Origin of the sequence: Streptomyces sp. CA-135486 (assembly GCF_050936555.1) — a bacterium.
In the GTDB taxonomy this organism is placed as follows: domain Bacteria; phylum Actinomycetota; class Actinomycetes; order Streptomycetales; family Streptomycetaceae; genus Streptomyces.
Genome location: NZ_JBNJMM010000001.1, coordinates 2,734,228 through 2,756,059, shown reverse-complemented (window position 1 = coordinate 2,756,059; position 21,832 = coordinate 2,734,228). Strand labels below are relative to the sequence as shown.

General features: G+C 69.2%; 19 protein-coding genes. 3 read left to right on the top strand and 16 right to left on the bottom strand.

Going from position 1 to position 21,832, the window contains the following annotated elements:
- Positions 1-14 precede the first annotated feature (14 nt).
- The 8 genes from ACQEVG_RS12545 to rpsD form a co-directional block, all read right to left on the bottom strand.
- Positions 15-290, bottom strand: coding sequence for a hypothetical protein (locus tag ACQEVG_RS12545; RefSeq protein WP_432981457.1), 276 nt, complete (start codon positions 288-290; stop codon positions 15-17).
- Positions 291-327: 37 nt separating this feature from the next.
- Complete coding sequence (locus tag ACQEVG_RS12540; RefSeq protein ID WP_432981454.1) at positions 328-1,158, bottom strand: shikimate dehydrogenase; 831 nt, start codon at positions 1,156-1,158, stop codon at positions 328-330.
- The gene (gene mltG, locus ACQEVG_RS12535; protein ID WP_432981451.1) at positions 1,155-2,816 is read right to left on the bottom strand and encodes an endolytic transglycosylase MltG; all 1,662 of its coding nucleotides are present in this window, start codon (positions 2,814-2,816) and stop codon (positions 1,155-1,157) included. The genes ACQEVG_RS12540 and mltG overlap by 4 nt, the downstream gene beginning before the upstream one ends.
- 117 nt (positions 2,817-2,933) lie before the next feature.
- Positions 2,934-3,386, bottom strand: a complete 453-nt coding sequence (gene ruvX / locus ACQEVG_RS12530) for a Holliday junction resolvase RuvX (protein ID WP_432981448.1) — start codon at positions 3,384-3,386, stop codon at positions 2,934-2,936.
- A gap of 94 nt (positions 3,387-3,480) precedes the next feature.
- Complete coding sequence (gene alaS, locus ACQEVG_RS12525; RefSeq protein WP_432981445.1) at positions 3,481-6,150, bottom strand: alanine--tRNA ligase; 2,670 nt, start codon at positions 6,148-6,150, stop codon at positions 3,481-3,483.
- On the bottom strand, positions 6,150-6,500 hold the full coding sequence (locus ACQEVG_RS12520) for a DUF6167 family protein (RefSeq protein WP_432981442.1): 351 nt from the start codon (positions 6,498-6,500) through the stop codon (positions 6,150-6,152). The genes alaS and ACQEVG_RS12520 overlap by 1 nt, the downstream gene beginning before the upstream one ends.
- A gap of 5 nt (positions 6,501-6,505) precedes the next feature.
- Complete coding sequence (locus ACQEVG_RS12515) at positions 6,506-6,937, bottom strand: DUF948 domain-containing protein (RefSeq protein WP_432981439.1); 432 nt, start codon at positions 6,935-6,937, stop codon at positions 6,506-6,508.
- Between the two features lie 198 nt (positions 6,938-7,135).
- Entirely contained in the window at positions 7,136-7,750 is a 615-nt protein-coding gene (gene rpsD / locus ACQEVG_RS12510; RefSeq protein ID WP_360882279.1) for a 30S ribosomal protein S4, read from the bottom strand.
- 188 nt (positions 7,751-7,938) lie between these two features.
- Between rpsD and ACQEVG_RS12505 the strand changes: the two genes are divergently transcribed.
- Entirely contained in the window at positions 7,939-8,652 is a 714-nt protein-coding gene (locus tag ACQEVG_RS12505) for a DUF2470 domain-containing protein (protein ID WP_432985309.1), read from the top strand.
- Between the two features lie 24 nt (positions 8,653-8,676).
- Here ACQEVG_RS12505 and ACQEVG_RS12500 read toward each other — a convergent pair whose 3' ends face one another.
- The 4 genes from ACQEVG_RS12500 to ACQEVG_RS12485 form a co-directional block, all read right to left on the bottom strand.
- A complete protein-coding gene (locus ACQEVG_RS12500) occupies positions 8,677-10,026 on the bottom strand; it encodes a replication-associated recombination protein A (RefSeq protein WP_432981435.1) in 1,350 nt (449 codons plus the stop codon).
- Positions 10,027-10,071: 45 nt separating this feature from the next.
- Complete coding sequence (locus tag ACQEVG_RS12495; protein ID WP_432981432.1) at positions 10,072-10,704, bottom strand: vitamin K epoxide reductase family protein; 633 nt, start codon at positions 10,702-10,704, stop codon at positions 10,072-10,074.
- A gap of 218 nt (positions 10,705-10,922) precedes the next feature.
- Entirely contained in the window at positions 10,923-12,185 is a 1,263-nt protein-coding gene (hisS, locus tag ACQEVG_RS12490; protein ID WP_432981429.1) for a histidine--tRNA ligase, read from the bottom strand.
- Between the two features lie 11 nt (positions 12,186-12,196).
- On the bottom strand, positions 12,197-12,904 hold the full coding sequence (locus tag ACQEVG_RS12485; protein ID WP_432981426.1) for an MBL fold metallo-hydrolase: 708 nt from the start codon (positions 12,902-12,904) through the stop codon (positions 12,197-12,199).
- A 165-nt stretch (positions 12,905-13,069) separates the two neighbouring features.
- Between ACQEVG_RS12485 and ACQEVG_RS12480 the strand changes: the two genes are divergently transcribed.
- Together ACQEVG_RS12480 and ACQEVG_RS12475 are read left to right on the top strand one after the other, a co-directional pair.
- Complete coding sequence (locus tag ACQEVG_RS12480; protein ID WP_432981423.1) at positions 13,070-13,855, top strand: peptidylprolyl isomerase; 786 nt, start codon at positions 13,070-13,072, stop codon at positions 13,853-13,855.
- 174 nt (positions 13,856-14,029) lie between these two features.
- Positions 14,030-15,259, top strand: a complete 1,230-nt coding sequence (locus tag ACQEVG_RS12475; protein ID WP_432981420.1) for a DUF349 domain-containing protein — start codon at positions 14,030-14,032, stop codon at positions 15,257-15,259.
- A gap of 153 nt (positions 15,260-15,412) precedes the next feature.
- Here the strand turns inward: ACQEVG_RS12475 and ACQEVG_RS12470 are convergent, their stop codons facing one another.
- The 4 genes from ACQEVG_RS12470 to secD form a co-directional block, all read right to left on the bottom strand.
- On the bottom strand, positions 15,413-17,965 hold the full coding sequence (locus ACQEVG_RS12470; protein ID WP_432981417.1) for a RelA/SpoT family protein: 2,553 nt from the start codon (positions 17,963-17,965) through the stop codon (positions 15,413-15,415).
- A gap of 402 nt (positions 17,966-18,367) precedes the next feature.
- Positions 18,368-18,910: an adenine phosphoribosyltransferase gene (locus ACQEVG_RS12465; protein WP_432981414.1), complete on the bottom strand. Its 543-nt coding sequence runs from the start codon at positions 18,908-18,910 to the stop codon at positions 18,368-18,370.
- Positions 18,907-20,004, bottom strand: coding sequence for a protein translocase subunit SecF (gene secF, locus ACQEVG_RS12460; RefSeq protein ID WP_432981411.1), 1,098 nt, complete (start codon positions 20,002-20,004; stop codon positions 18,907-18,909). Before secF ends, ACQEVG_RS12465 begins: the two co-directional genes overlap by 4 nt.
- Position 20,005: 1 nt before the next feature.
- Positions 20,006-21,757: a protein translocase subunit SecD gene (gene secD, locus ACQEVG_RS12455; protein ID WP_432981408.1), complete on the bottom strand. Its 1,752-nt coding sequence runs from the start codon at positions 21,755-21,757 to the stop codon at positions 20,006-20,008.
- Between the last annotated feature and the right edge of the window lie 75 nt (positions 21,758-21,832).

The window sequence follows — 21,832 nt, the reverse complement described above, 5'->3', positions numbered from 1 at the left end:
GGACGCCCGTGCGGTCAGTCCCCGTCGGCGTCGGGACGCCTCGGGGGCGCGTACGAGCCGAGACAGTCGGCACCGCGGCCCTGTCCGTACTGGGCGGCGGCATGGATGGGACGGCCCGCACGGACCGCCCTGCAGTACTGGATACGGCGCCAGACCTGCACGGCACCGAGGGACACGAGCCATGCCGCGATCAACGAGAGCACGGTCCACTCGACCCAGTCCGGCAGCAAGGACAGAATCGCGCGGACGACACTTCCGCCCGTCGACGCCTGCGGCTGCCCGTACTCCACGTCTGTCCCCCCACCTTCGTTTCGGATCCAGCGGATCCTAACGAGCCGCGAGCGCCCGCTCCCCGGCGGCCCGCATGGCCGCCAGCGGGGCGGGGGCGCGGCCCGTCATCTGCTCGACCTGGAGTACGGCCTGGTGAACCAGGAGATCGAGACCGCCGACGACGGCTCCGCCCCGTGCCGGCCACGCGGCGGCCAAGGCCGTCGGCCACGGCTCGTACAGCACGTCGAACAGCGTCCCCGGCCGCTCGGGCACCTCGGCCGCGAGGTCGTCGGTGGCGCCGGCCGGGGTGGTGGCGATGACCAGTGGCGCCGACAGCGCCGCGTCCGCCTCGGCCCAGTCGGCGATATGCACCTCGACGCCGAGCCGCCGGCCCCAGCCGCGCATCTCGTCGGCCCGGGCGGCGCTGCGGACATACGCGGTGACCGGTCCCGTACAGATCCGCGAGAGCGCGGCGAGCGCGGACGAGGCCGTCGCTCCCGCGCCCAGCACGGCGGCCGAGTCGACCTTGTCGACTCCGCGCTCGCGCAGTGCGGCGATCATCCCGGGGATATCGGTGTTGTCGCCGATGCGGCGGCCGTCATCGGTGAAGACGACGGTGTTGACGGCCTCCACCGAGGCCGCGGTGTCGCTGATGCCGTCGAGCAACGGCAGGATCGCGCGCTTGAGCGGCATGGTCAGCGAGAGACCGGCCCAGGAGCTGTCGAGCCCGTCCAGGAATCCGGGGAGCGCGGCCTCGTCCACCTCGAACCGGTCGTACGACCAGTGGGCGAGGCCGAGTTCCGCGTAAGCCGCGCGGTGCAGCACCGGGGAGAGCGAGTGGGCGATGGGCGATCCGAGAACCGCCGCCCGCCGCGTCGGAGTGCTCACTGGCCGTTCTTTCCCTGCTGTGCTTCGTACTTCTTGCGGTTGCGCTCGTGCTCCTCGTTGGTGACCGCGAAGAGCGTCTTGTCCGCGGTGACCGACACGAAGTAGTACCACGGGCCGGGCTCGGGCTTCAGAGCCGAGCTGAAGGCGACCTGACCCGGGTTCCCGATCGGTCCCGGCGGCAGCCCCTTGATGTCGTACGTGTTGTACGGATCCTTGATCTTCCGCAGATTGTCGACGGCACCGAGGTCGAGCTTGCTGTCGCCCTTGATGTAGTTGATCGTCGAGTCGAACTCGAGCCGCCCGACCGTCTCGGCGTTGTTCGGCTTGAGCCGGTTGTAGACGACCCGCGAAACCTTCTCGAAGTCCTGTTTGTACTTGCCCTCGGCCTGTACGAGGCTGGCGACGGTGATCACCTGGAGCGGCGACTTCAGGCCCAGCCTGGCGGCCTCGGCCTTGAGGTCCGTCTTGCCGAACTCCTCGTTGGCGCGGGCCACCATCTTCCGCAGCACGGCCTCCGGCTTCATGCCCTTGGCGACGGGATAGCTCGCCGGGAACAGGAAGCCTTCGAGCGGATCCTTGATGTCCGGGTTGTCGTCGGCCCAGGACGGCAGGCCGAGCTTCTTGGCGTTGGCCTCGGCGGCAGCCTTGGTGGTGCCGGCCTTGACCTCGAGGCGCTTGTCGATCTGTTCGTAGACCCAGAGGTTTCGTTTGCCCTCGGGAATGATCAGGTTGTTGCGGCTGACCGGGTCGAGCATCAACGCGAAGGCGCTCGCTCCGGACATCTGCTTCTTCAGGAGGTAGACGCCCGCCTGGACCGACTTGCCCTTGGGATCGCTGTTCGCGGCCGCCACGAAGGCACCTGCGCTCTTGACGACACCGGCCTCCTTGAGGATGGCACCGATCTCGCTCAGGCCCGCGCCTTTGGGGATCTCGACCTGCGCCGAGCCGGATCCCTTGCCCGCGTAGTCCTCGGGCGCACCGAACTGGCCCTGCCAGAACTGGTAGCCGAAGTAGCCGACGCCGCCCAGGCCGCCGGTCAGGACGAGCGCGACGACCAGGCACGCGCAGCCGTTCTTGTTCTTCTTCTTGGTCTTGCCGCGGCGCTCACGGCCGCCGCCCCGGCGCGACTCGCTCGGGTCGTCGTCGTATTCGCCGTCGTCGTCACGGCCGTCGTCGCCGGTGAAGAAGGGGTGGGTCTCCTCCTGCGGCGCCTCGGCCCCCCAGTCGGGCTCCGGCTCCGGCGCGCGCCGGCCCGGGGGCTGCGGCGGCGGGTAGGCATCGGGCGTGGCGTAGTAGTCGGCTTCCTGCTGGCTGCCGTAGCCGGGCTGCTGGCCGCCGTAGGGGTCGGCGGGGTTCGCTCCGTACGGCATGGCGGCGTGCTGGCCGGTGTCCCAGCCGCCGTCGTACTGCTGCTGGGGGTACTGCTGCTGGGGGTACTGCTGCGGCTGCGGGGCGTACTGCTGCTGATCGTCGTACTGCTGCTGGTACGGATCCTGGGTGCCGTACTGCTGCGGCTGCTGCGGGTACTGCTGCTGCGGCTGGCCGCCGTACGGACTCTGGCCGGCTGCGGCCTGCTGTCCTCCCCATCCCTGGTCCCCGTACAAAGGGTCCTCGGGATGCCACGGTTCGGAGCCAGGGCTCCGGCCATACTCAGTCATCGATCCCCTAGCGGCCGCGAGGCAGGTATCGCACGGTCCCGCCTCTTTGCTGTGCGGCAGCTGTTCGAACACCGCCGCATCGCGCGGAACGTTACCGTATCGCGATCAGACAACCTGTTAGACGCCCTCGCCGGGTGCCTCACCAGACGCCCGTTCGGACTCCAGAGCGTTCTGGAGGATAACCACAGCGGCAGCCTGGTCGATGACGGAACGGCCCTTTTTGGACTTAACTCCCGAGGCGCGCAGCCCCTGACTGGCCGTCACTGTGGTCATCCTCTCGTCGACCAGTCGGACCGGCGTGGGGGCGATGGTTTGGGCGAACTCCTGGGCGAAACCGCGGATCTTCACCGCGGCCGGGCCCTCCCCGCCGCTGAGCGAGCGGGGCAGGCCGACCACGACCTCAATCGGTTCGTACTCCTCGACGAGCTGCTTCAGCCGCCGGTGGGCGGCCGGGACATCGCGTCCCGGCACGGTCTCCACCGGAGTGGCGAGGACCCCGTCGGGGTCGCACGAGGCGACCCCGATACGGGCGTCCCCGACATCCAGCGCCAGGCGTCGGCCCCTGCGCATCAGGCACCTTCCTGACTGTTCGCTTCTCCGACCGGGCAGCGCAGAGGTACGGCCGTCGTCGCCGACTGCGGCCCGGCGACTGCGCGGTCGTCGCTCACGAGATCTCGCTGACGAGACGCTCGACGGCGGCCACGGCGTCACCGATGCCGTCCGCGTTCTGGCCGCCGCCCTGGGCGACGTCCGGCTTGCCGCCACCGCCGCCGCCGAGGGTCTTGGCGGCGGTACGTACCAGGTCACCGGCCTTGAGACCGCGCTCGCGGGCGGCCTCGTTGGTGGCGATGACGGTCATCGGGCGGCCGTTCACCACGGTGAACAGGGCCACGACGGCCGGGCGGTCGCCCGGGATGCGGCCGCGTACATCGAGCACCAGCTTGCGCAGGTCGTCGGCGGAGGTGCCGTCCGGCACCTGACCGGTGACCAGGGCCACGCCCCGTACGTCCTGGGCGCCCGAGGCGAGACCGGCGGCGGCGGCGAGCACCTTCTCCGCGCGGAACTTCTCGATCTCCTTCTCGGCGTCCTTCAGCTTGGCGAGCATGCCCGAGATCTTCTCGGGGAGCTCGTCGGGACGGCCCTTGACCAGCTCTTGGAGCTGGGCGACGACCGTGTGCTCCCGGGCGAGGAAGTTGTAGGCGTCGACGCCGACGAGGGCTTCGATCCGGCGCACACCGGAGCCGATCGAGGACTCGCCGAGCAGCTTCACCAGACCCAGCTGGGCGGTGTTGTGGACGTGCGTGCCGCCGCACAGCTCCTTGGAGAAGTCGCCGATGGTGACGACGCGCACCCGCTCGCCGTACTTCTCGCCGAACTCGGCGATGGCGCCCTGCTTCTTGGCCTCGTCGATGCTCATGATCTCGGCCTGGACGTCGAGTTCACGGGCGAGCACTTCGTTGATCTTCTGCTCGACGTCGGTGAGGACCGTGCCGGGGACGGCGGCGGGCGAGCCGAAGTCGAAGCGGAAGCGGCCCGGCGAGTTCTCCGAACCGGCCTGGGCGGCGGTCGGGCCGAGGGCGTCGCGCAGCGCCTGGTGCGTGAGGTGCGTGGCGCTGTGGGCTCGGGCGATGGCGCGGCGGCGCTTGATGTCGATGGCGGCGTAGGCGGAGGCCCCGACCGTCACCTCGCCGACCTGTACCGAGCCCTTGTGCACGAAGACGCCGGGGACCGGCTGCTGGACGTCCCGGATCTCGATGACGGCGCCCGTGTCGAGCTTGATGCGGCCCTGGTCGGCGAGTTGGCCGCCGCCCTCGGCGTAGAAGGGGGTGCGGTCGAGTACGACCTCGACCTCGTCGCCCTCGGTGGCGGCGGGCGACGGGACTCCGTCGACCAGCAGGCCGACGACTGTCCCCTCGCCCTCGGTGAAGTTGTAGCCGGTGAACTGGGTGGAACCGGCGGCGTCGGCGACCTCGCGGTAGGCGGACAGATCGGCGTGACCGGTCTTCTTGGCCTTGGCGTCGGCCTTGGCGCGCTCCCGCTGCTCCTTCATCAGACGACGGAAGCCGTCCTCGTCCACCGAGAGGCCCTGCTCGGCGGCCATCTCCAGGGTGAGGTCGATCGGGAAGCCCCAGGTGTCGTGGAGCAGGAAGGCCTTGTCGCCGGCCAGGACCGAGCCGCCGGCGGCCTTGGTCTCGGTGACGGCGGTGTCGAGGATGTTGGTGCCGCCCTTGAGGGCCTTGAGGAAGGCGGCCTCCTCGGCGAGGGCGACGCTCTCGATCCGCTTGCGGTCGGTGATCAGCTCCGGGTACTGCTGGCCCATCGTCTTGATCACGACATCGATGAGGTCGGCGACGACCGGGCCGGTGGCGCCCATCAGCCGCATATTGCGGATGGCGCGGCGCATGATGCGGCGCAGCACATAGCCGCGGCCCTCGTTGCCGGGGGTGACGCCGTCGCCGATGAGCATCACGGAGGTACGGATGTGGTCGGCGACCACGCGCAGCGAGACGTCGGTGTCGTGCTTGTCGCCGTAGCGCACGCCCGTCAGCTCGGTGGCCTTGTCCATGACGACGCGCAGGGTGTCGGTCTCGTACATGTTCTGTACGCCCTGCAGGATCATGGCGAGGCGCTCGAGGCCGAGACCGGTGTCGATGTTCTTCGACGGCAGGTCGCCGAGGATCGGGAAGTCCTCCTTGCCCTCGCCGGCGCCGCGCTCGTACTGCATGAAGACGAGGTTCCAGATCTCCACGTAGCGCTCGTCGTTGACGGCCGGGCCGCCCTCGACGCCGAACTCCGGGCCCCGGTCGTAGTTGATCTCCGAGCAGGGGCCACAGGGGCCGGGGACGCCCATGGACCAGAAGTTGTCCTTCTTGCCCAGGCGCTGGATGCGCTCGGCCGGGACGCCGATCTTGTCGCGCCAGATCGACTCGGCCTCGTCGTCGTCGAGGTAGACGGTGATCCAGAGACGCTCGGGGTCGAGACCGTAACCACCGTCCGCCACGGAGCCGGTGAGCAGCTCCCAGGCGTACTTGATGGCGCCTTCCTTGAAGTAGTCGCCGAAGGAGAAGTTGCCGCACATCTGGAAGAACGTGCCGTGCCGGGTGGTCTTGCCGACCTCTTCGATGTCCGGCGTACGTACGCACTTCTGCACGCTGGTGGCGCGCGGGGCGGGCGGCTTGGCCTCACCCAGGAAGTACGGCTTGAAGGGCACCATGCCCGCGTTGACCAGCAGCAGAGTCGGGTCGTCCGCGATGAGCGACGCCGAAGGGACGACGGTGTGACCGCGCTCCTCGAAGAAGCTCAGCCAGCGGCGGCGAATTTCAGCCGACTCCATCAGTGGTCCTCATTCCGGTTGTTCGAGTTGTAGGAGTGCCTGTTGTAGGAGTGCTTGTTGTCGGAGGGCTCGGCGGGATCGATCGCTGCCATGCGTCGCTGCCTGGGCAGTTCGGGGTCGCGCGATGCCTCCAGGCCGAGCGCTTCGCCCAGTTCGGCCTCGCGCTGGACCATGCCGGCCCTGACGTCGAGTGCGAAGTCCTTGAGCCGGTGACCCGCGTCGATCGCCTTGTTCGCCGCCTGCGCGGCGAGGCTCTCGGGGGTCAGCTGCCTGAGCTTGCGGTTGACCTTGGTGGTGGCCCAGACGCCGGCTGCGGCGCCTGCGGTGAACCAGAACGTACGGCGGAACATCGCGCCTAGCCTCTCCGCTTCTTTCGCCGGGCGGCCGGCACCGTGCGGCCGACGATCACCGTTCGACGGGACTGTGCGGCAGGCTCGTCGTCGCTCTTGCGGCTCATGGCCCGGCGTACGCCGTATCCGAACGCAGCGACCTTGACCAGCGGGCCGCCGAAGGTCGAGGCGACCGTCGTGGAGAGCGCGGAGGCGTTGGACGTGACCTCCTGGACGTCCGTCGCGATGGCGTCGACCCGGTCGAGCTGGGTCTGTGCGGAGCGCACCGTCGCGGAGGCGTCGGCGAGCAGCGGCACTGCCTGCTCGGTCACGTCCGCCACGAGTTTGGTAGTCGCCCGGAGCGTCTGGGCCAGCCTCACCAGCACCACGGCGAGGAAGGAGACCAGGATCGCCCAGAAGACGGCCACCAGGATCCCGGCAACCTCTCCACCGGTCACTCTGCACCGCTCTCTGCTCGTCGATGGATACCTCGAAAATCGTCCTCCGACCCTATCGCGCCCAGGGTCGCACCCCATACCGCATTGCCGCTGCACCGGTCCGTACGCCCGGCGGCCCCGGAAACGCGAGAGCCCGCCGCTCGCCCACCGGGAAGGGCGGGGAAGCGGCGGGCTGAAGCGCTGAGCGCTACGCCTGGATCAGCGGGCGTAGTACTCGACGACCAGCTGCTCGTCGCAGATGACCGGAACTTCCTTGCGGTTCGGGTCACGGTCCAGGCGGAACGCCAGGGCCTTCAGGTTGACCTGCAGGTAGCGCGGGGTCTCGCCGTCGGCGGCGAAGCCACCCTCGCGCGCGACCTGGAACAGGGCCTTGTCGCGGGAGCGCTCGCGGACCATCACGACGTCGTCGGGACGGACGCGGAAGGACGGCTTGTCGACCTTGCCGCCGTTGACCTCGATGTGGCCGTGGACGACCATCTGACGGGCCTGGTAGATGGTGCGGGCGATGCCCGAACGCAGGACCAGGGCGTCGAGGCGGCGCTCGAGCTCGATGACCAGCGCCTCGCCCGTCTTGCCCTCGGCCTTACGGGCGCGGTCGTAGGCGCGCGCCATCTGGCGCTCGCTGATGTCGTACTGGGCGCGCAGACGCTGCTTCTCGAGCAGACGGACCTTGTAGTCCGAGTTCTGCTTGCGACCGCGGCCGTGCTCGCCCGGCGGGTAGGGGCGGGCTTCGAAGTACTTGACGGCCTTCGGCGTCAGCGCGATACCGAGCGCGCGAGACTTCTTGACCTTGGGACGCGACTGGTTAGGCACGTTCTCCAGACCTCCGTTGTAGGTTAGGTTAGGCTCACCTTACTCAAGGAGATCGCATGTCTCGCCCTGGGAACACCAAGCGCATCACGGACAGCACAATGAACGTCGACGCATCTGAAGGCGTCGAGGCGACGGAGGTCCGATCAGCTCATGGTCAGCCGCGTCCCAGCGGGCTTGAAATCGCGCGGATGCCGTCAGCAGCCGAGCGCACACGAACTCTCGTACAGAGTACATGCTCCGCGGTGCTGCTCATCGCCGGGGTCGAGGCCGCACGCCCCGAGCAGCTGGCGCCGCAGGCGCGGGCCGTGGGCACGGACGGCGAGGTCTTCCTGCTGTTTCCGGCCGATTCACCGGCCGTACGCGCCGCCACACACGCCCAGGACGACGAGCTCTCCGCTGTGCTGGAGATCACCGATGTCGCGCCGGTCTCGGTCCCCCATCGTATCCGCGGCCGCGCCTGGGTCTCCGGCTGGCTCACCTGCGTGCCGGGCCTCGCGGAGCCCGGCGGCATGATGCTGCGGCTCGAGGTGGGCGATCTGTACGTCGACGATCTGTGGGGTGCCTCGGGCGTCGAGGCGGAGGACTTCGCGCGCGCGTCCGTCGACCCTCTCGTCGCGCACGAGACGGAGCTGCTGCAGCATCTGGACTCCGCGCACAGCGACCAGGTGCAGCGGCTCGGCGAACTGCTCGGCGAGCGGGCGGACGGGAAGTGCGCGAACGACCGGCGAGCGGTGCCGCTGGCGCTGGACCGGTTCGGGCTGCGGGTGCGGTTCGTCGGCGAGCGCTGCTTCGACGCGCGCTTCGACTTCCCCACACCGGTGCGCGACGTCACCGAACTGCGCCGGGCCATGCGCACGCTCTTCGAGGCCGCCTCGCAGCCATCCGGCCCGACCGGCGATTGAGAAGAACCGGAAGTCGGGGCCCGGCTACTCCCCGCGCAACCGCTCGCGGACCTTCTGCACCACGTCCGCGTAACGCGCCTCCGCGCCGTATCGCGTCGGTTCGTAGTACCGCTTGCCCTGCACCGCGTCCGGGGCGTACTGCTGCGCGGCGATCCCGCCCGGCACATCGTGCGGATAGACATAGCCCTGGGCATGGCCGAGCTTGGCCGCGCCCTTGTAGTGGCCGTCGCGCAGATGCGGCGGGACCGCCCCGGCGAGCCCGGCCCGCACATCGGCGAGAGCCGCTCCGATCGCCGTCGTGGCGGCATTCGACTTCGGGGCCAGCGCCAGCGCGATGGTGGCGTGGCTGAGGGTGAGCGCGGCCTCGGGGAAGCCGATCATGGCCACGGCCTGGGCGGCGGCGACCGCGGTCGGCAGGGCCGTCGGGTCGGCGAGGCCGATGTCCTCGCTCGCCGAGATCATCAGCCGCCGGGCAATGAAACGCGGGTCTTCCCCGGCCTCGATCATCCGGGCCAGATAGTGCAGTGCCGCGTCCACGTCGGAGCCGCGGATGGACTTGATCAGGGCGCTCGCCACGTCGTAGTGCTGATCGCCGTCCCGGTCGTACTTCACCGCCGCGCGGTCGACCGTCTCCTCCAGGGTCTGGAGGCTGATCTCCTTCTCGCCCTTGTCGAGCGCGGCGCCGGCGGCCGCCTCCAGCGCGGTCAGCGCCCGGCGGGCGTCGCCGCCCGCGATCCGCAGCAGATGCGCCTCGGAGTCCTCGGGAAGTGCGACCGCGCCGCCCAGGCCGCGCTCCTCGGTGAGCGCCCGGTGCAGCAGGCCGCTCAGATCCTCGTCGGTGAGCGATTCCAGCGTGAGCAGCAGGGAGCGGGAGAGCAGCGGAGAGATGATCGAGAAGTACGGATTCTCGGTGGTGGCGGCGATCAGCGTCACCCACCGGTTCTCCACGGCGGGCAGCAGGGAATCCTGCTGGGCCTTGGAGAAGCGGTGGATCTCGTCGAGGAAGAGGACGGTCTCCTTGCCGAAGCCACCCGCGGCCCGGCGGGCGCCGTCGATGACCGCCCGTACTTCCTTGACGCCCGCTGTGATCGCGGAGAGCTCGACAAAGCGTTTGTTGGTCGCCTTGGAGACGACATACGCGAGGGTCGTCTTGCCGATGCCCGGCGGGCCCCAGAGGATCACCGAGGACGCTCCGGCCGGCCCGCCGCCGCCCTCGCCCACCAGTCGGCGCAGCGGCGATCCGGGCTTCAACAGATGCTGCTGACCGACGACTTCGTCGAGGGTGCGCGGGCGCATCCGTACGGCCAGAGGGCTGCTGGACGGATCCTTCTCCTGGCGTTCTTCCGCTGCGGCGGTAAAGAGGTCGGGCTCCACGCTGTGCAGCCTATGCCAGGGGTCTGACAGTGCCCCGTGGCCGGGTCAGCCGGTCCAGAAGTCCCACCAGCGGGTCAGGATCAGCATCCCGATGATCCCGATCCACAGCACCGGCGGCATCCAGTGGAACTCCAGGAGCCCCTTCCGCAGACCCTCAGGGACCCGGATGATCCGGTGCTCGATGTTGTGCACGGTGACGTAGCAGAACATGACGATCGTGGCGACCCACGCCAGCGAGCACCAGAGGCACAGCGAGTTGATCTCGTACAGCGACTGGTACTGCAGCCACGTGCAGAAACCCACCCCGAACAGACACCCGGCATGGAGACCCAGCCAGTACCAGCGCCGGTACCGCGCCCCCGCCAGCAGCGCCACCCCGATCGCGATCACCATCGAGTACGCCACCAGCCCCAGCATCGGATTCGGAAACCCGAACGCCGACGCCTGCTCACTTTTCATGATGTTCCCGCAGGAAACGACCGGATTCAGACTGCACCCCGGCGTGAAACCGGGGTCCTCCAGCAGCTTGAACTTGTCGATCGTGATCACCCACGAAGCCAGCAGACCCGCCGCCCCCGTGATCACAAGCAGCCAGGCGAAGGGCCGGCTGCCGCCGATCGTGCCCTTGGAGCCGTTGTCCTGCTCGGAGGACACGTCGTCTACCGCTGCAGTCGTCATATCGCCGTTCCGTCGCTGAGTTGGCTGCTGGAGCACGGTCATTCTGCCGCACCGGTACCCGTGTCCACCGTTCGATGGACATAAGGAAGTACGTACGGTCGTACCGCGGGACTCAGCGTGAGCGGTCAACGGCTCGGGAGCCCCAGGGAAGGGCGAGGCGGGGGAAAGCCCGCGGCCCGGGTGCGCCAAGCGCACCCGGGCCGGTCAGGGCTGTGCCGTCAGGCCAGGCGTGAGCGCAGTGTGTCGAGCACCGCGTCCAGCGCCACCGGCGACTGCTCGCCGGACTCCATGTCCTTCAGCTGGACCACGCCCTCCGCCAGATCACGCTCACCCGCGACGAGCGTGAACCGCGCACCCGAACGGTTCGCGCTCTTCATCGCACCCTTCAGGCCCTTCCCCCCGTACGAGAAGTCCGCCGCCACGCCCGCCCTGCGCAGCTCGGTCACCACGCCGAACAGCACGCGCCGCGCCTCCTCGCCCAGCGGCACCGCGAACACGCTCGTGCTGGCGCGGAGTTCGAGCTCGATGCCCTCCGCCTCCAGTGCCAGGACCGTACGGTCCACGCCCAGTGCCCAGCCGACCGACGGCAGCGCCGGGCCGCCGATCATCTCGGAGAGGCCGTCGTAACGGCCGCCGCCACCCACCGCGGACTGGGAACCGAGGCCGTCGTGGACGAACTCGAAGGTCGTGCGGGTGTAGTAGTCGAGCCCGCGCACCAGCTTCTCGTCGTCCTCGTACCCAACCCCCGCCGCGCTCAGCAGCTCGCGCACCTCCTCGTGGTACGCCTTGCACGCGTCGCACAGGTAGTCGCGCAGCATGGGCGCGCCCACCAGCTGCTTCTGGACCTCCGGGCGCTTGTCGTCGAGTACCCGCAGCGGGTTGATGTCGACGCGACGGCGGGTGTCCTCGTCCAGGTCGAGCCCGCGCAGGAAGCCCTGCAGCGCGTCCCGGTAGACGGGACGGCACTCCTTGTCGCCCAGCGAGTTCAGCAGGATGCGGAACTGGCGCAGGCCGAGCGAGCGGTACGCCTGGTCGGCCAGGATGATCAGCTCGGCGTCGAGCGCCGGGTCCTCCGCGCCGATCGCCTCGGCGCCGACCTGCGAGAAGTGCCTGTAGCGGCCCTTCTGCGGGCGCTCGTAGCGGTAGTACGAGCCCGAGTACCAGAGCTTGACCGGCAGATTGCCGATCCGGTGCAGATTGGCCTCCAGCGCCGCACGCAGCACCGACGCGGTGCCTTCGGGGCGCAGCGCGAGCTTGTCGCCGCCCTTGGTCTCGAAGGCGTACATCTCCTTGGTCACGATGTCGGTGGACTCACCGACACCGCGCGCGAACAGTTCGACGTCCTCGAAGCCGGGCGTCTCGATATAGCCGTAGCCGGAGTTCTTCAGCGGCGCGGAGATCGCCTCGCGCACCGCCAGATACTTCGCGGAGTCCGGCGGGATCAGGTCGTACGTGCCCTTGGGGGCCTGAAAGGTGCTCACGGAATCTCTCGTCACATTCCTCGTCGGGGAGCTTCGGCGCTCCCGAGGCCGGCGGCCACGTCCCGCAGATACGGGTTGGTGGCACGCTCGCGGCCGATGGTCGTCTGGGAGCCGTGGCCGGACAGCACCACGGTCGAGTCGTCGAGGGGCAGGCACACGCGCGCCAGCGACTCGAGCATCTCTTCCATGTCGCCACCGGGCAGGTCCGTGCGTCCGATGGAGCCGGCGAAGAGCAGATCGCCCGAGAAGAAGACCGACGGGATCTCATCGGTCTCGGGCATCCGGAACGTCACCGACCCCTTGGTATGGCCGGGCGCATGCGCGACCGACAAGTCGAGACCGGCGAGGCGCAGCCCGCTGCCGTCGGCCAGTTCCTTGACGTCGTCCGGCTCTCCCACGGTCAGCTCGCCCATCAGCGGCATCCCGATCGACCGGCCGAGCGCCTTCTCGGGGTCGCTCATCATGTACCGGTCCGCGGGGTGGATCCACGCAGGCACGTCGTGGGCTCCGCACACCGGGACGACGGAGGCGACATGATCGATGTGGCCATGGGTGAGGATGACGGCGACGGGCTTGAGCCGATGCTTCTTGAGCGCTTCCTCGACGCCTTCCGTGGCCTGGTGGCCCGGGTCGATGATCACGCACTCCTCGCCTGCGGCCGGGGCGACCAGATAACAGTTGGTCCCCCAGGCCCCGGCGGGGAACCCGGCAATAAGCACGATCGTCCTCGGTGTGTGTGGTTGTCGAGAGGGGTGTTGCTGTGTCGAAATGCAGCAGATCAGAGCCTACCGGCGCAGCTCGTCCCACAGCCAACCCGTATACGGTACGGGGCAAACTCGACCCGTCGGCATCACCCGGCGTACGACGTACAAGGAGAAGACTCGGTGGTCAGCAGCGATCAGCGACGGCGGCAGCTCGCCAGGGAGAAGTTCCAGCGCCAGCAGGAGCGCCGGGTACAGGCCCGGAAGAAGAAGCAGCGGTACACGGTCGTCGCGGCCGTACTCGCCGTGGTGCTCGCCGCGGGCGCAGCCGCCTATGCCTCGATCGGGCTGTCCGACGGGGACACCAAGGCGAATGACTCCGCGGGAGACAAGCAGTCCCCCAGTGCCACCCCCTCGAAGACCGGGAGTCCCGAGCCGGCGATGTCGATCGACAAGACGGCGAAGTACTCGATGTCGCTCAAGACGAACCGGGGCGAGATCAAGATCGCGATGGACGCGGCGAAGACCCCGCACACCGTGAACTCCTTCAAGTCCCTCGCGGACAAGGGCTACTTCAACGGCACGAAGTGCCACCGGCTGACCACGGATGGCATCTTCGTGCTGCAGTGCGGCGACCCGAAGGGCGACGGCACCGGCGGCCCCGGCTACACGATCCCGGACGAGAATCTGACCGCGCTGGGCAAGGCGGGCGCCGACGGCACCGTGACGTTCCCGGCCGGGACGGTGGCGATGGCCAATACCGGCCAGCCGCACTCCGGCGGCAGTCAGTTCTTCCTTGTCTACAAGGAGACAAAGCTGCCGCCGAGCTACTCGCCGTTCGGAAAGATGGACGCCGCGGGCCTGAAGGTCGTGCAGGACGTGGCGAAGGCCGGCGTCGCCGGCGGAGCGAAGGACGGGGCCCCGAAGACGGCTGTCACCATTGAGAAGGCGGCCGTCCCCAAGGTGTGAGCCGGGGAATTTCGGCCGCGCTGAGTGCGGACAGCCGGGCGGCCGGTCGCCTAGATTGGCGTTGTGCAGCGCGGCCGGCTTCGCGTTGCGGGAGGACGGGCGAGGCCCGTCCAGGAAACTGTGGACGATGCCCGGGGGCGAACCCCTTCGCAGGCATCAGGTGGAGGAGGCGCTGTGAGCAGCGACCCGTGGGGCCGTGTCGACGAGACAGGCACCGTGTACGTGCGTACTGCCGATGGTGAAAAGGTCGTCGGATCGTGGCAGGCCGGCACTCCAGAGGAGGCGCTGGCCTACTTCGAGCGCAAGTACGAGGGCTTGGTGGTCGAGATCGGCCTCCTCGAGCGGCGGGTGAAGACCACCGATCTCTCGGCCAAGGACGCCCAGACCGCCATCGACCATCTGCGACAGCAGGTGGACGAGCATCACGCCGTGGGTGATCTCGAGGCGCTGGGCAAGCGGCTCGACGCGCTTGTCGCGTCGGTCGAGAAGCGCCGCGAGGAGCGCAAGGTCCAGAAGGCGAAGCAGAACGACGAGGCGCGGCACGCCAAGGAGGCGCTGGTCAACGAGGCCGAGGAGCTGGCGCAGAGCGAGCAGTGGCGCGCGGCCGGCGAGCGGCTGCGCGCGCTGGTGGACACCTGGAAGGGCCTTCCGCGGCTCGACCGGAAGTCCGACGACGAGCTCTGGCACCGCTTCTCGCACGCCCGCTCGGCGTTCTCCAAGCGCCGCAAGGCGCACTTCGCCTCGCTGGACGCGCAGCGCGAGGAGGCCCGTAAGACCAAGGAAAAGCTGGTCGCCGAGGCCGAGTCGCTCTCCGGCTCCACCGACTGGGGCGTCACGGCCGCCCGCTACCGCGAGCTGATGGCGGAGTGGAAGGCCGCGGGCCGTGCACAGCGCGAGGCCGAGGACGATCTGTGGAACCGTTTCCGCGGCGCCCAGGACGTCTTCTTCGCCGCCCGCAGCGAGGTCTTCGCGGAGCGGGACGCCGAGCAGGGCGAGAACCTCAAGCTCAAGGAGGAGCTCGCCACGGAGGCCGAGAAGCTGGTGCCGGTGACCGATCTGAAGGCCGCACGTGCCGCCTTCCGGTCGATCAACGAGCGCTGGGAGGCCATCGGCCATGTGCCGCGGGACGCCCGTCCCAAGGTCGAGGGCCGGATGCACGCGGTGGAGCGGGCGCTGCAGGAGTCCGAGGAGAACGAGTGGCGCCGGACGAACCCTGAGGCGCGTGCGCGTGCCGCGGGTCTGACCGGTCAGCTGCAGGCGGCCGTGGACAAGCTGCGCGGCCAGATCGACGCGGCGCGCGCGGCGGGCAACAACGCGAAGGCCGACAAGCTCGCGAAGGAGCTGGAGGGGCGGCAGGCGCTGCTCGACCAGGCGCTGAAGGGCCTGGAGGAGTTCGGCGGCTAAGCGCTGCCGCGCGGTTCACGGAAAGGGCCTCCCGAACCGTCTGGTTCGGGAGGCCCTTTGCGCAGACTGGGGGCTCCGCCCTCAGACCCGCCCCCCTACGCCCTGCGGGCATGGGAGCCCCAGGTCCTCAAACGCCGGACGGGCTGGATTTGACTACGGGCGGCGCGCCGAGGTCACGCGGTATACGTCGTACACGCCCTCCACGCCGCGTACCGCCTTCAGCACGTGCCCGAGGTGCTTCGGGTCGCCCATCTCGAAGGTGAAGCGCGAGGTGGCCACCCGGTCACGGGAGGTCTGGACGGCCGCCGAGAGGATGTTGACGTGCTGGTCCGACAGCACGCGTGTGACGTCCGAGAGGAGCCGCGACCGGTCGAGCGCCTCGACCTGGATGGCGACCAGGAAGACCGAGGACTGGGTGGGGGCCCACTCGACCTCCAGGATGCGCTCGGGCTCCCGGGACAGTGACTCGACGTTGACACAGTCGCTGCGGTGCACCGATACGCCGCTGCCGCGCGTGACGAAGCCGATGATGGGGTCGCCGGGGACGGGCGTACAACAGCGGGCGAGCTTGACCCACACATCTTCGACGCCCTTGACGACCACGCCGGGATCGGCGCTGGAGCGGCGCTTGGAGCGGCCGCGCGAGGGCGGTGCGCTCTCGGCGATGTCCTCGTTGGCGGCCTCCTCGCCGCCGAGGGCCTGCACCAGCTTCTGTACGACGCCCTGCGCGGCGACATGGCCCTCGCCGATCGCCGCGTACAGGGACGAGATGTCGGGGTAGCGCATCTCGTGCGCGAGCGTGACGAGCGAGTCGCCGGTGAGGATGCGCTGGATCGGCAGGTTCTGTTTGCGCATGGCCCGCGCGATGGCGTCCTTGCCCTGCTCGATCGCCTCTTCGCGGCGCTCCTTGGAGAACCAGGCGCGGATCTTGTTGCGCGCCCGGGGGGACTTGACGAAGCCGAGCCAGTCGCGGGACGGGCCCGCGCCCTCGGCCTTGGAGGTGAAGACCTCCACCAGGTCGCCGTTGTCGAGGGTCGATTCGAGCGGCACCAGCCGCCCGTTGACCCGCGCCCCTATGGTGCGGTGGCCGACTTCCGTGTGGACGGCGTACGCGAAGTCGACGGGGGTGGCGCCCGCGGGCAGCGCTATGACGTCGCCCTTGGGTGTGAAGACGAAGACCTCGTTGCGGGAGAGGTCGAAGCGCAGCGACTCGAGGAATTCGCTGGGGTCCTCGGTCTCCTTCTGCCAGTCGAGCAGCTGGCGCAGCCACGCCATGTCATTGATGTGGTCGTCCTTGCCGGCCTTCTTCGGTACGTCGGTACGCACCTTGGAGGCACCGGCGGAGGGCTCCTGCTTGTACTTCCAGTGCGCGGCGATGCCGTACTCGGCGCGGCGGTGCATGTCGAACGTGCGGATCTGCAGCTCGACCGGCTTGCCGTTGGGACCGATCACCGTCGTGTGCAGCGACTGGTACATGTTGAACTTGGGCATCGCGATGTAGTCCTTGAACCGGCCGGGGACCGGATTCCATCGCGCATGGACCGTGCCGAGTGCCGCGTAGCAGTCGCGGACGGTGTCGACGAGGACGCGGATGCCCACCAGGTCGTAGATCTCCGCGAAGTCACGGCCGCGGACGATCATCTTCTGGTAGACGCTGTAGTAGTGCTTCGGCCGTCCGGTGACGGTGGCCTTGATACGGGCGGCGCGCAGATCGGACTGGACCTCGTCGGTCACTATGGCCAGGTACTCGTCGCGCTTGGGCGCCCGCTCGGCGACGAGCCGCACGATCTCGTCGTACATCTTGGGGTAGAGGATCGCGAAGGCGAGGTCCTCCAGCTCCCACTTGATGGTGTTCATGCCCAGCCGGTGCGCCAGCGGGGCGTAGATCTCAAGGGTCTCGCGGGCCTTCTTCTCCTGCTTCTCCCGCTTGAGATAGCGCATGGTGCGCATGTTGTGCAGCCGGTCGGCGAGCTTGATGACCAGGACGCGCGGGTCCTTGGCCATGGCGACGACCATCTTGCGCACGGTCTCGGCCTGCGCGGCCTCGCCGAACTTGACCTTGTCGAGCTTGGTGACGCCGTCGACGAGCAGCGCCACCTGGTCGCCGAAGTCGCGGCGCAGCGTGTCCAGGCCGTACTCGGTGTCCTCGACGGTGTCGTGCAGCAGTCCGGCCATCAGGGTCGCCGGGTCCATGCCGAGCTCGGCGAGGATGGTCGTGACGGCGAGCGGGTGCGTGATGTACGGGTCGCCGCTCTTGCGCTTCTGACCGCGGTGCCAGCGCTCGGCGACCTGGTAGGCGCGCTCGATCTGACGCAGCGTGGAGGTTTCGATCTTGGGGTCGTTGCTGCGCACTATCCGCAGCAGCGGCTCCAGGACGGGGTTGTACGGCGACGAGCGCTGGACGCCGAGGCGGGCGAGGCGGGCGCGTACCCGGTTCGACGAGCCGCCGGTCCGGGGGACGGCGGCGGGCGTGGGCCGGGGAGCGTCCGGTACGGGGGCCGGGGTGGTGGGCTTGGGGGCGGACGCGGAGGCCGCACCGTTCGCACTCCCCCGGCCTTCGGCCGGAGGGACCCCCGTCTCACTGCGCCCGGGCTCTGCCGGCTTCGGCCCATCGGCCGGCTTCTTCTCGGGCGTGACAGGGGCTGCCGCGGCCTTTTCGGCCTGCTGGCCGGGCTGCGCGGCGGCGGGACGGGCCTCGTCTGGCAAGAGCGCTCCTCGTGCGGTTCCGGGTCCCCCAGTCAGGTCCGGAGAAGCCATGGTATCGACCTCGGAGTTCCGGTGCTCTTGAGGCTGCCGCTACGGACATGACAGAAGAGGGCACCCGAAGCGCTTCGGGTGCCCTCTCGTCCCCTGGCGCGGTGGCCTCACGGCGGCGGGAAGCGAGTCGGCGGACGGGCCCTGTCCGCCGGTGCCACGAGCCGGTCAGCCGACCGGCCCGGCCCACCGCTGCAGGGTCAGGACCCCTTGACCTCGACGCAGACGCCCGAAGACGACCGGAAGAGGATTCGAGCTTCGTGATCAAGGGGTAGCTGGATCACCGGGCATCCGGCAGAGCGAAGGGCGCCCCGGGAAGATCCCGGGGCGCCCTTCGTCGATCGGCTCATGGGCTCAGAGCGTGATCAGAGCCTCCAGCGGAGCCCCCCGCAGGGCCGGCTCCAGACGGGCACGGCCGCCGAGGAAGCCGAGTTCCATCAGGACACAGACGCCCGCGACCTCGGCTCCGGCGCGACGGATCAGCTCGACCGAGGCCTCCGCGGTGCCGCCGGTGGCCAGCACGTCGTCTATGACCATGACGCGGTCGCCCGCCCCCAGGTCCTCGGCGTGCACCTCGATCTCGGCGGTGCCGTACTCCAGCTCGTACGCCTGCGAGAGCGTCGCTCCGGGGAGCTTGCCCGCCTTGCGTACGGGGATGAAGCCGAGACCGGCCCGGACCGAGACGGGTGCGCCCAGGATGAAGCCGCGCGCCTCCAGTCCGACGACCTTCGTGGCCTCGTGACGCGTACACAGCCCGGCGAGCGCGTCGGTGAGGAGCGTGAAGGCCTCCGGGTCCGCGAGCAGGGGCGTGATGTCCTTGAACATCACCCCCGGCTTCGGATGGTCGGGGACGTCACGGATGCGGCTGAGCAGCAGCTCCCGGGTGGTGGGGGTCACCGGCGCCGGCCCGAAGTACGGCCGTGGCCCCGGCCCCGCGGGCCGACGACGGCGCCGGCCGACGCGGCGTCGTCGTGCACCTCGTCCTGCGGCTCACCGGACTCGTCAGCCGACTCGCCCTTGGCGGCCGCGGCCGCGCGCTTGGCGAGCACCCGCTTCTTCAGCGCCTTCATCTGCGGCTCGCGCTCCTTGAGGTCGGCGACGAGCGGCGTGGCGATGAAGATCGAGGAGTACGCACCGGCCGCGAGGCCGACGAACAGCGACAGCGAGATGTCGTTGAGCATGCCCGCGCCGAGGACGCCGCCACCGATGAAGAGCAGGCCTGCCACCGGCAGCAGCGCGACGACGGTGGTGTTGATGGAACGCACCAGCGTGCCGTTGAGGCTGCGGTTGGCGATCTCGCTGTAGGTGTAGCGGGTCTGCTTGGTGATGCCCTTCGAGCCCTCCTTGAGACCGTCGAAGACGACGACGGTGTCGTAGAGGGAGTAACCGAGGATGGTCAGCAGACCGATCACGGTGCCCGGCGTGACCTCGAAACCGACCAGCGCGTACACACCGATGGTGATCGTGAGGTCGTGGATCAGCGCGATCAGAGCGGCGATGGCCATCCGCCACTCGAAGGCGATCGCGAGATAGATCACTACCAGGAGCATGAAGACCGCGAGACCGGTCCATGCCTTGTTGGCGATCTGCTCACCCCAGCTGGGGCCGACGATCTCGGCGTTCATCTTCTCTACCGGGATGTCCAGCTTGTCGGCGAGGGTCTTGTTGACGCTGTTCGCCTGGGCCTGGTCGAGCTCGCTGACCTGGATCCGCAGGCTGCCGTTGCCGAGCTTCTGGACGATCGCCACATGGCCCGACGCCTCTTCGGCGTACGCCTCGGCCTTGCTGACCGAGACGCTGGTGCTCGGGGTGTTGAAGACCGCACCGCCCTTGAACTCGATGCCGAGGTTGAGCCCCCGCACCGCCAGGCCGACGATCGCCGTGATGGTGATCAGGATCGAGATCCCGTACCAGATCTTCCGCTTGGCAACGAAGTCGTAGCCGACTTCGCCGCGGTAGAGACGGGCGCCGAGAGTGCCAAGTCGCGACATCTCACGCCTCCTTCGGGTCGGTGGGGGCGGAGGAGACGCGGCGGGAGCGGCGCAGTGGGGGCTTGGCGCCGAGCCGCTTCGGGTCGAGGCCGGACCACGGGTGACCGTCCGCGAAGAACTTCCTGCGGGCCAGCAGCGTCATGACCGGCTTGGTGAACAGGAAGACCACGACCACGTCGAGCACGGTGGTCAGACCGAGGGTGAACGCGAAGCCCTGGACCTTGCCGACGGTGACGATGAACAGCACCGCGGCGGCCAGGAACGACACGAAGTCGGAGACCAGGATGGTGCGCCGGGCACGCGGCCAGGCGCGCTCAACGGCCGGACGCAGCGTACGGCCCTCACGGATCTCGTCGCGGATTCTCTCGAAGTACACGATGAACGAGTCCGCGGTGATGCCGATCGCGACGATCGCACCACAGACCGCGGGCAGGTTCAGCGCGAAACCGATGCCCGGGCCGAGCAGAGCCATGATCGTGTAGGTCAGGATCGCGGAGACGATGAGGCTGAGGATCGCGATCACGGCCAGGCCGCGGTAGTAGGCCACCAGATAGATGATGACCAGCGCGAGGCCGATCGCGCCCGCGATGAGGCCCGCCTTGAGCTGTTCGCCGCCGAGGGCGGCGGTGACGGTGGTGACGCTCTGCTCCTGGAAGGAGAGCGGCAGCGCGCCGTACGACAGGATGTTGCCCAGGTCCTGGGCGGACTGCTGGGTGAAGCTGCCGGAGATCTCGGCGTTCGAGCTCAGGGTCGTACGCACCGAGGGCGCCGAGACGACCTCGCCGTCGAGCACGATGGCGAACTGGTTCATCGGCGGCTGCTGCTGCGACAGCCGGCCGGTGATCTTCTCGAACTTCTTCGAGCCACCGCTGGTGAAGTCCATCTGCACGATCCACTGACCGGTGCGCTGGTCGATGGTCGCCTTGGCGTCGTCGACGTCCTTGCCGTTGACCTCGGCCGGGCCCAGTACGTACTTCTCCCACTGGCCCGCGGAGTTCTTGCCACAGGCGACGGCCGGGTCGCTCGGCTTGACGTTCTCGCCGGCCGCGACGCGCGAAGTCTTGTTCGTGCAGTCCAGCGCCAGGAACTGCTTCTGCAGCTTGTCCGCGCCCGCGGAGGCGGACGGGTTCGGCTTCGGGGTCGTGGAGGGATTGCCCGAAGCGGAGCCCGACGGGGTCGGCGTCGGGGCCTTCAGGGCGTCGCTCACCGCGCGGCCCTGCGTGGTCGGCGTGGCCGTGGGCGTACCGGACGACCCCGGGTTGGCCGTCTGCTTGTCCTTCGCCTTGTCCTTGGGCTTGCCGGAGGCCGAGGCGCTCGGGGTGGGCTGCGGGGACGTGGGGGTGCCCGCCGCGACGGTCAGCACCGGCCGGAAGTAGAGCTGGGCGGTGGTACCGACCTGCTCACGGGCCTGCTGGGAATTCGTCCCCTTGGGGATGTTGACGATGATGTTCCGGTCGCCCTGGGTCTGAACCTCGGACTCGGACACTCCCAGACCATTGACCCGGCGCTCGATGATGGCGACCGCGGTGTTCATATTGGTCTCGTTGATGGCGTTCGGTTTGCCGGGCTCGTTCTTGGCCTCGAGCGTGATGGTCGTACCGCCCGCCAGATCGATACCCAGGCGCGGCGTGAGCTGACCTGCCCAGAACATCCCGCCGGTGAGCGCGATCATGGCGATCAGGATCAGAACCAGGGCACGCCCCGGCTTGCCCTGAGCCCCCGCGGGCCTTCGGCCCCTGTTCGGTGCTGCCACCTTCTCGTTTCTCCCTGTCCAACCGCCCCGCGCCGGGTGTGCGCAGGGGCGGCCACGAAGTGTTGTGGGGACCTG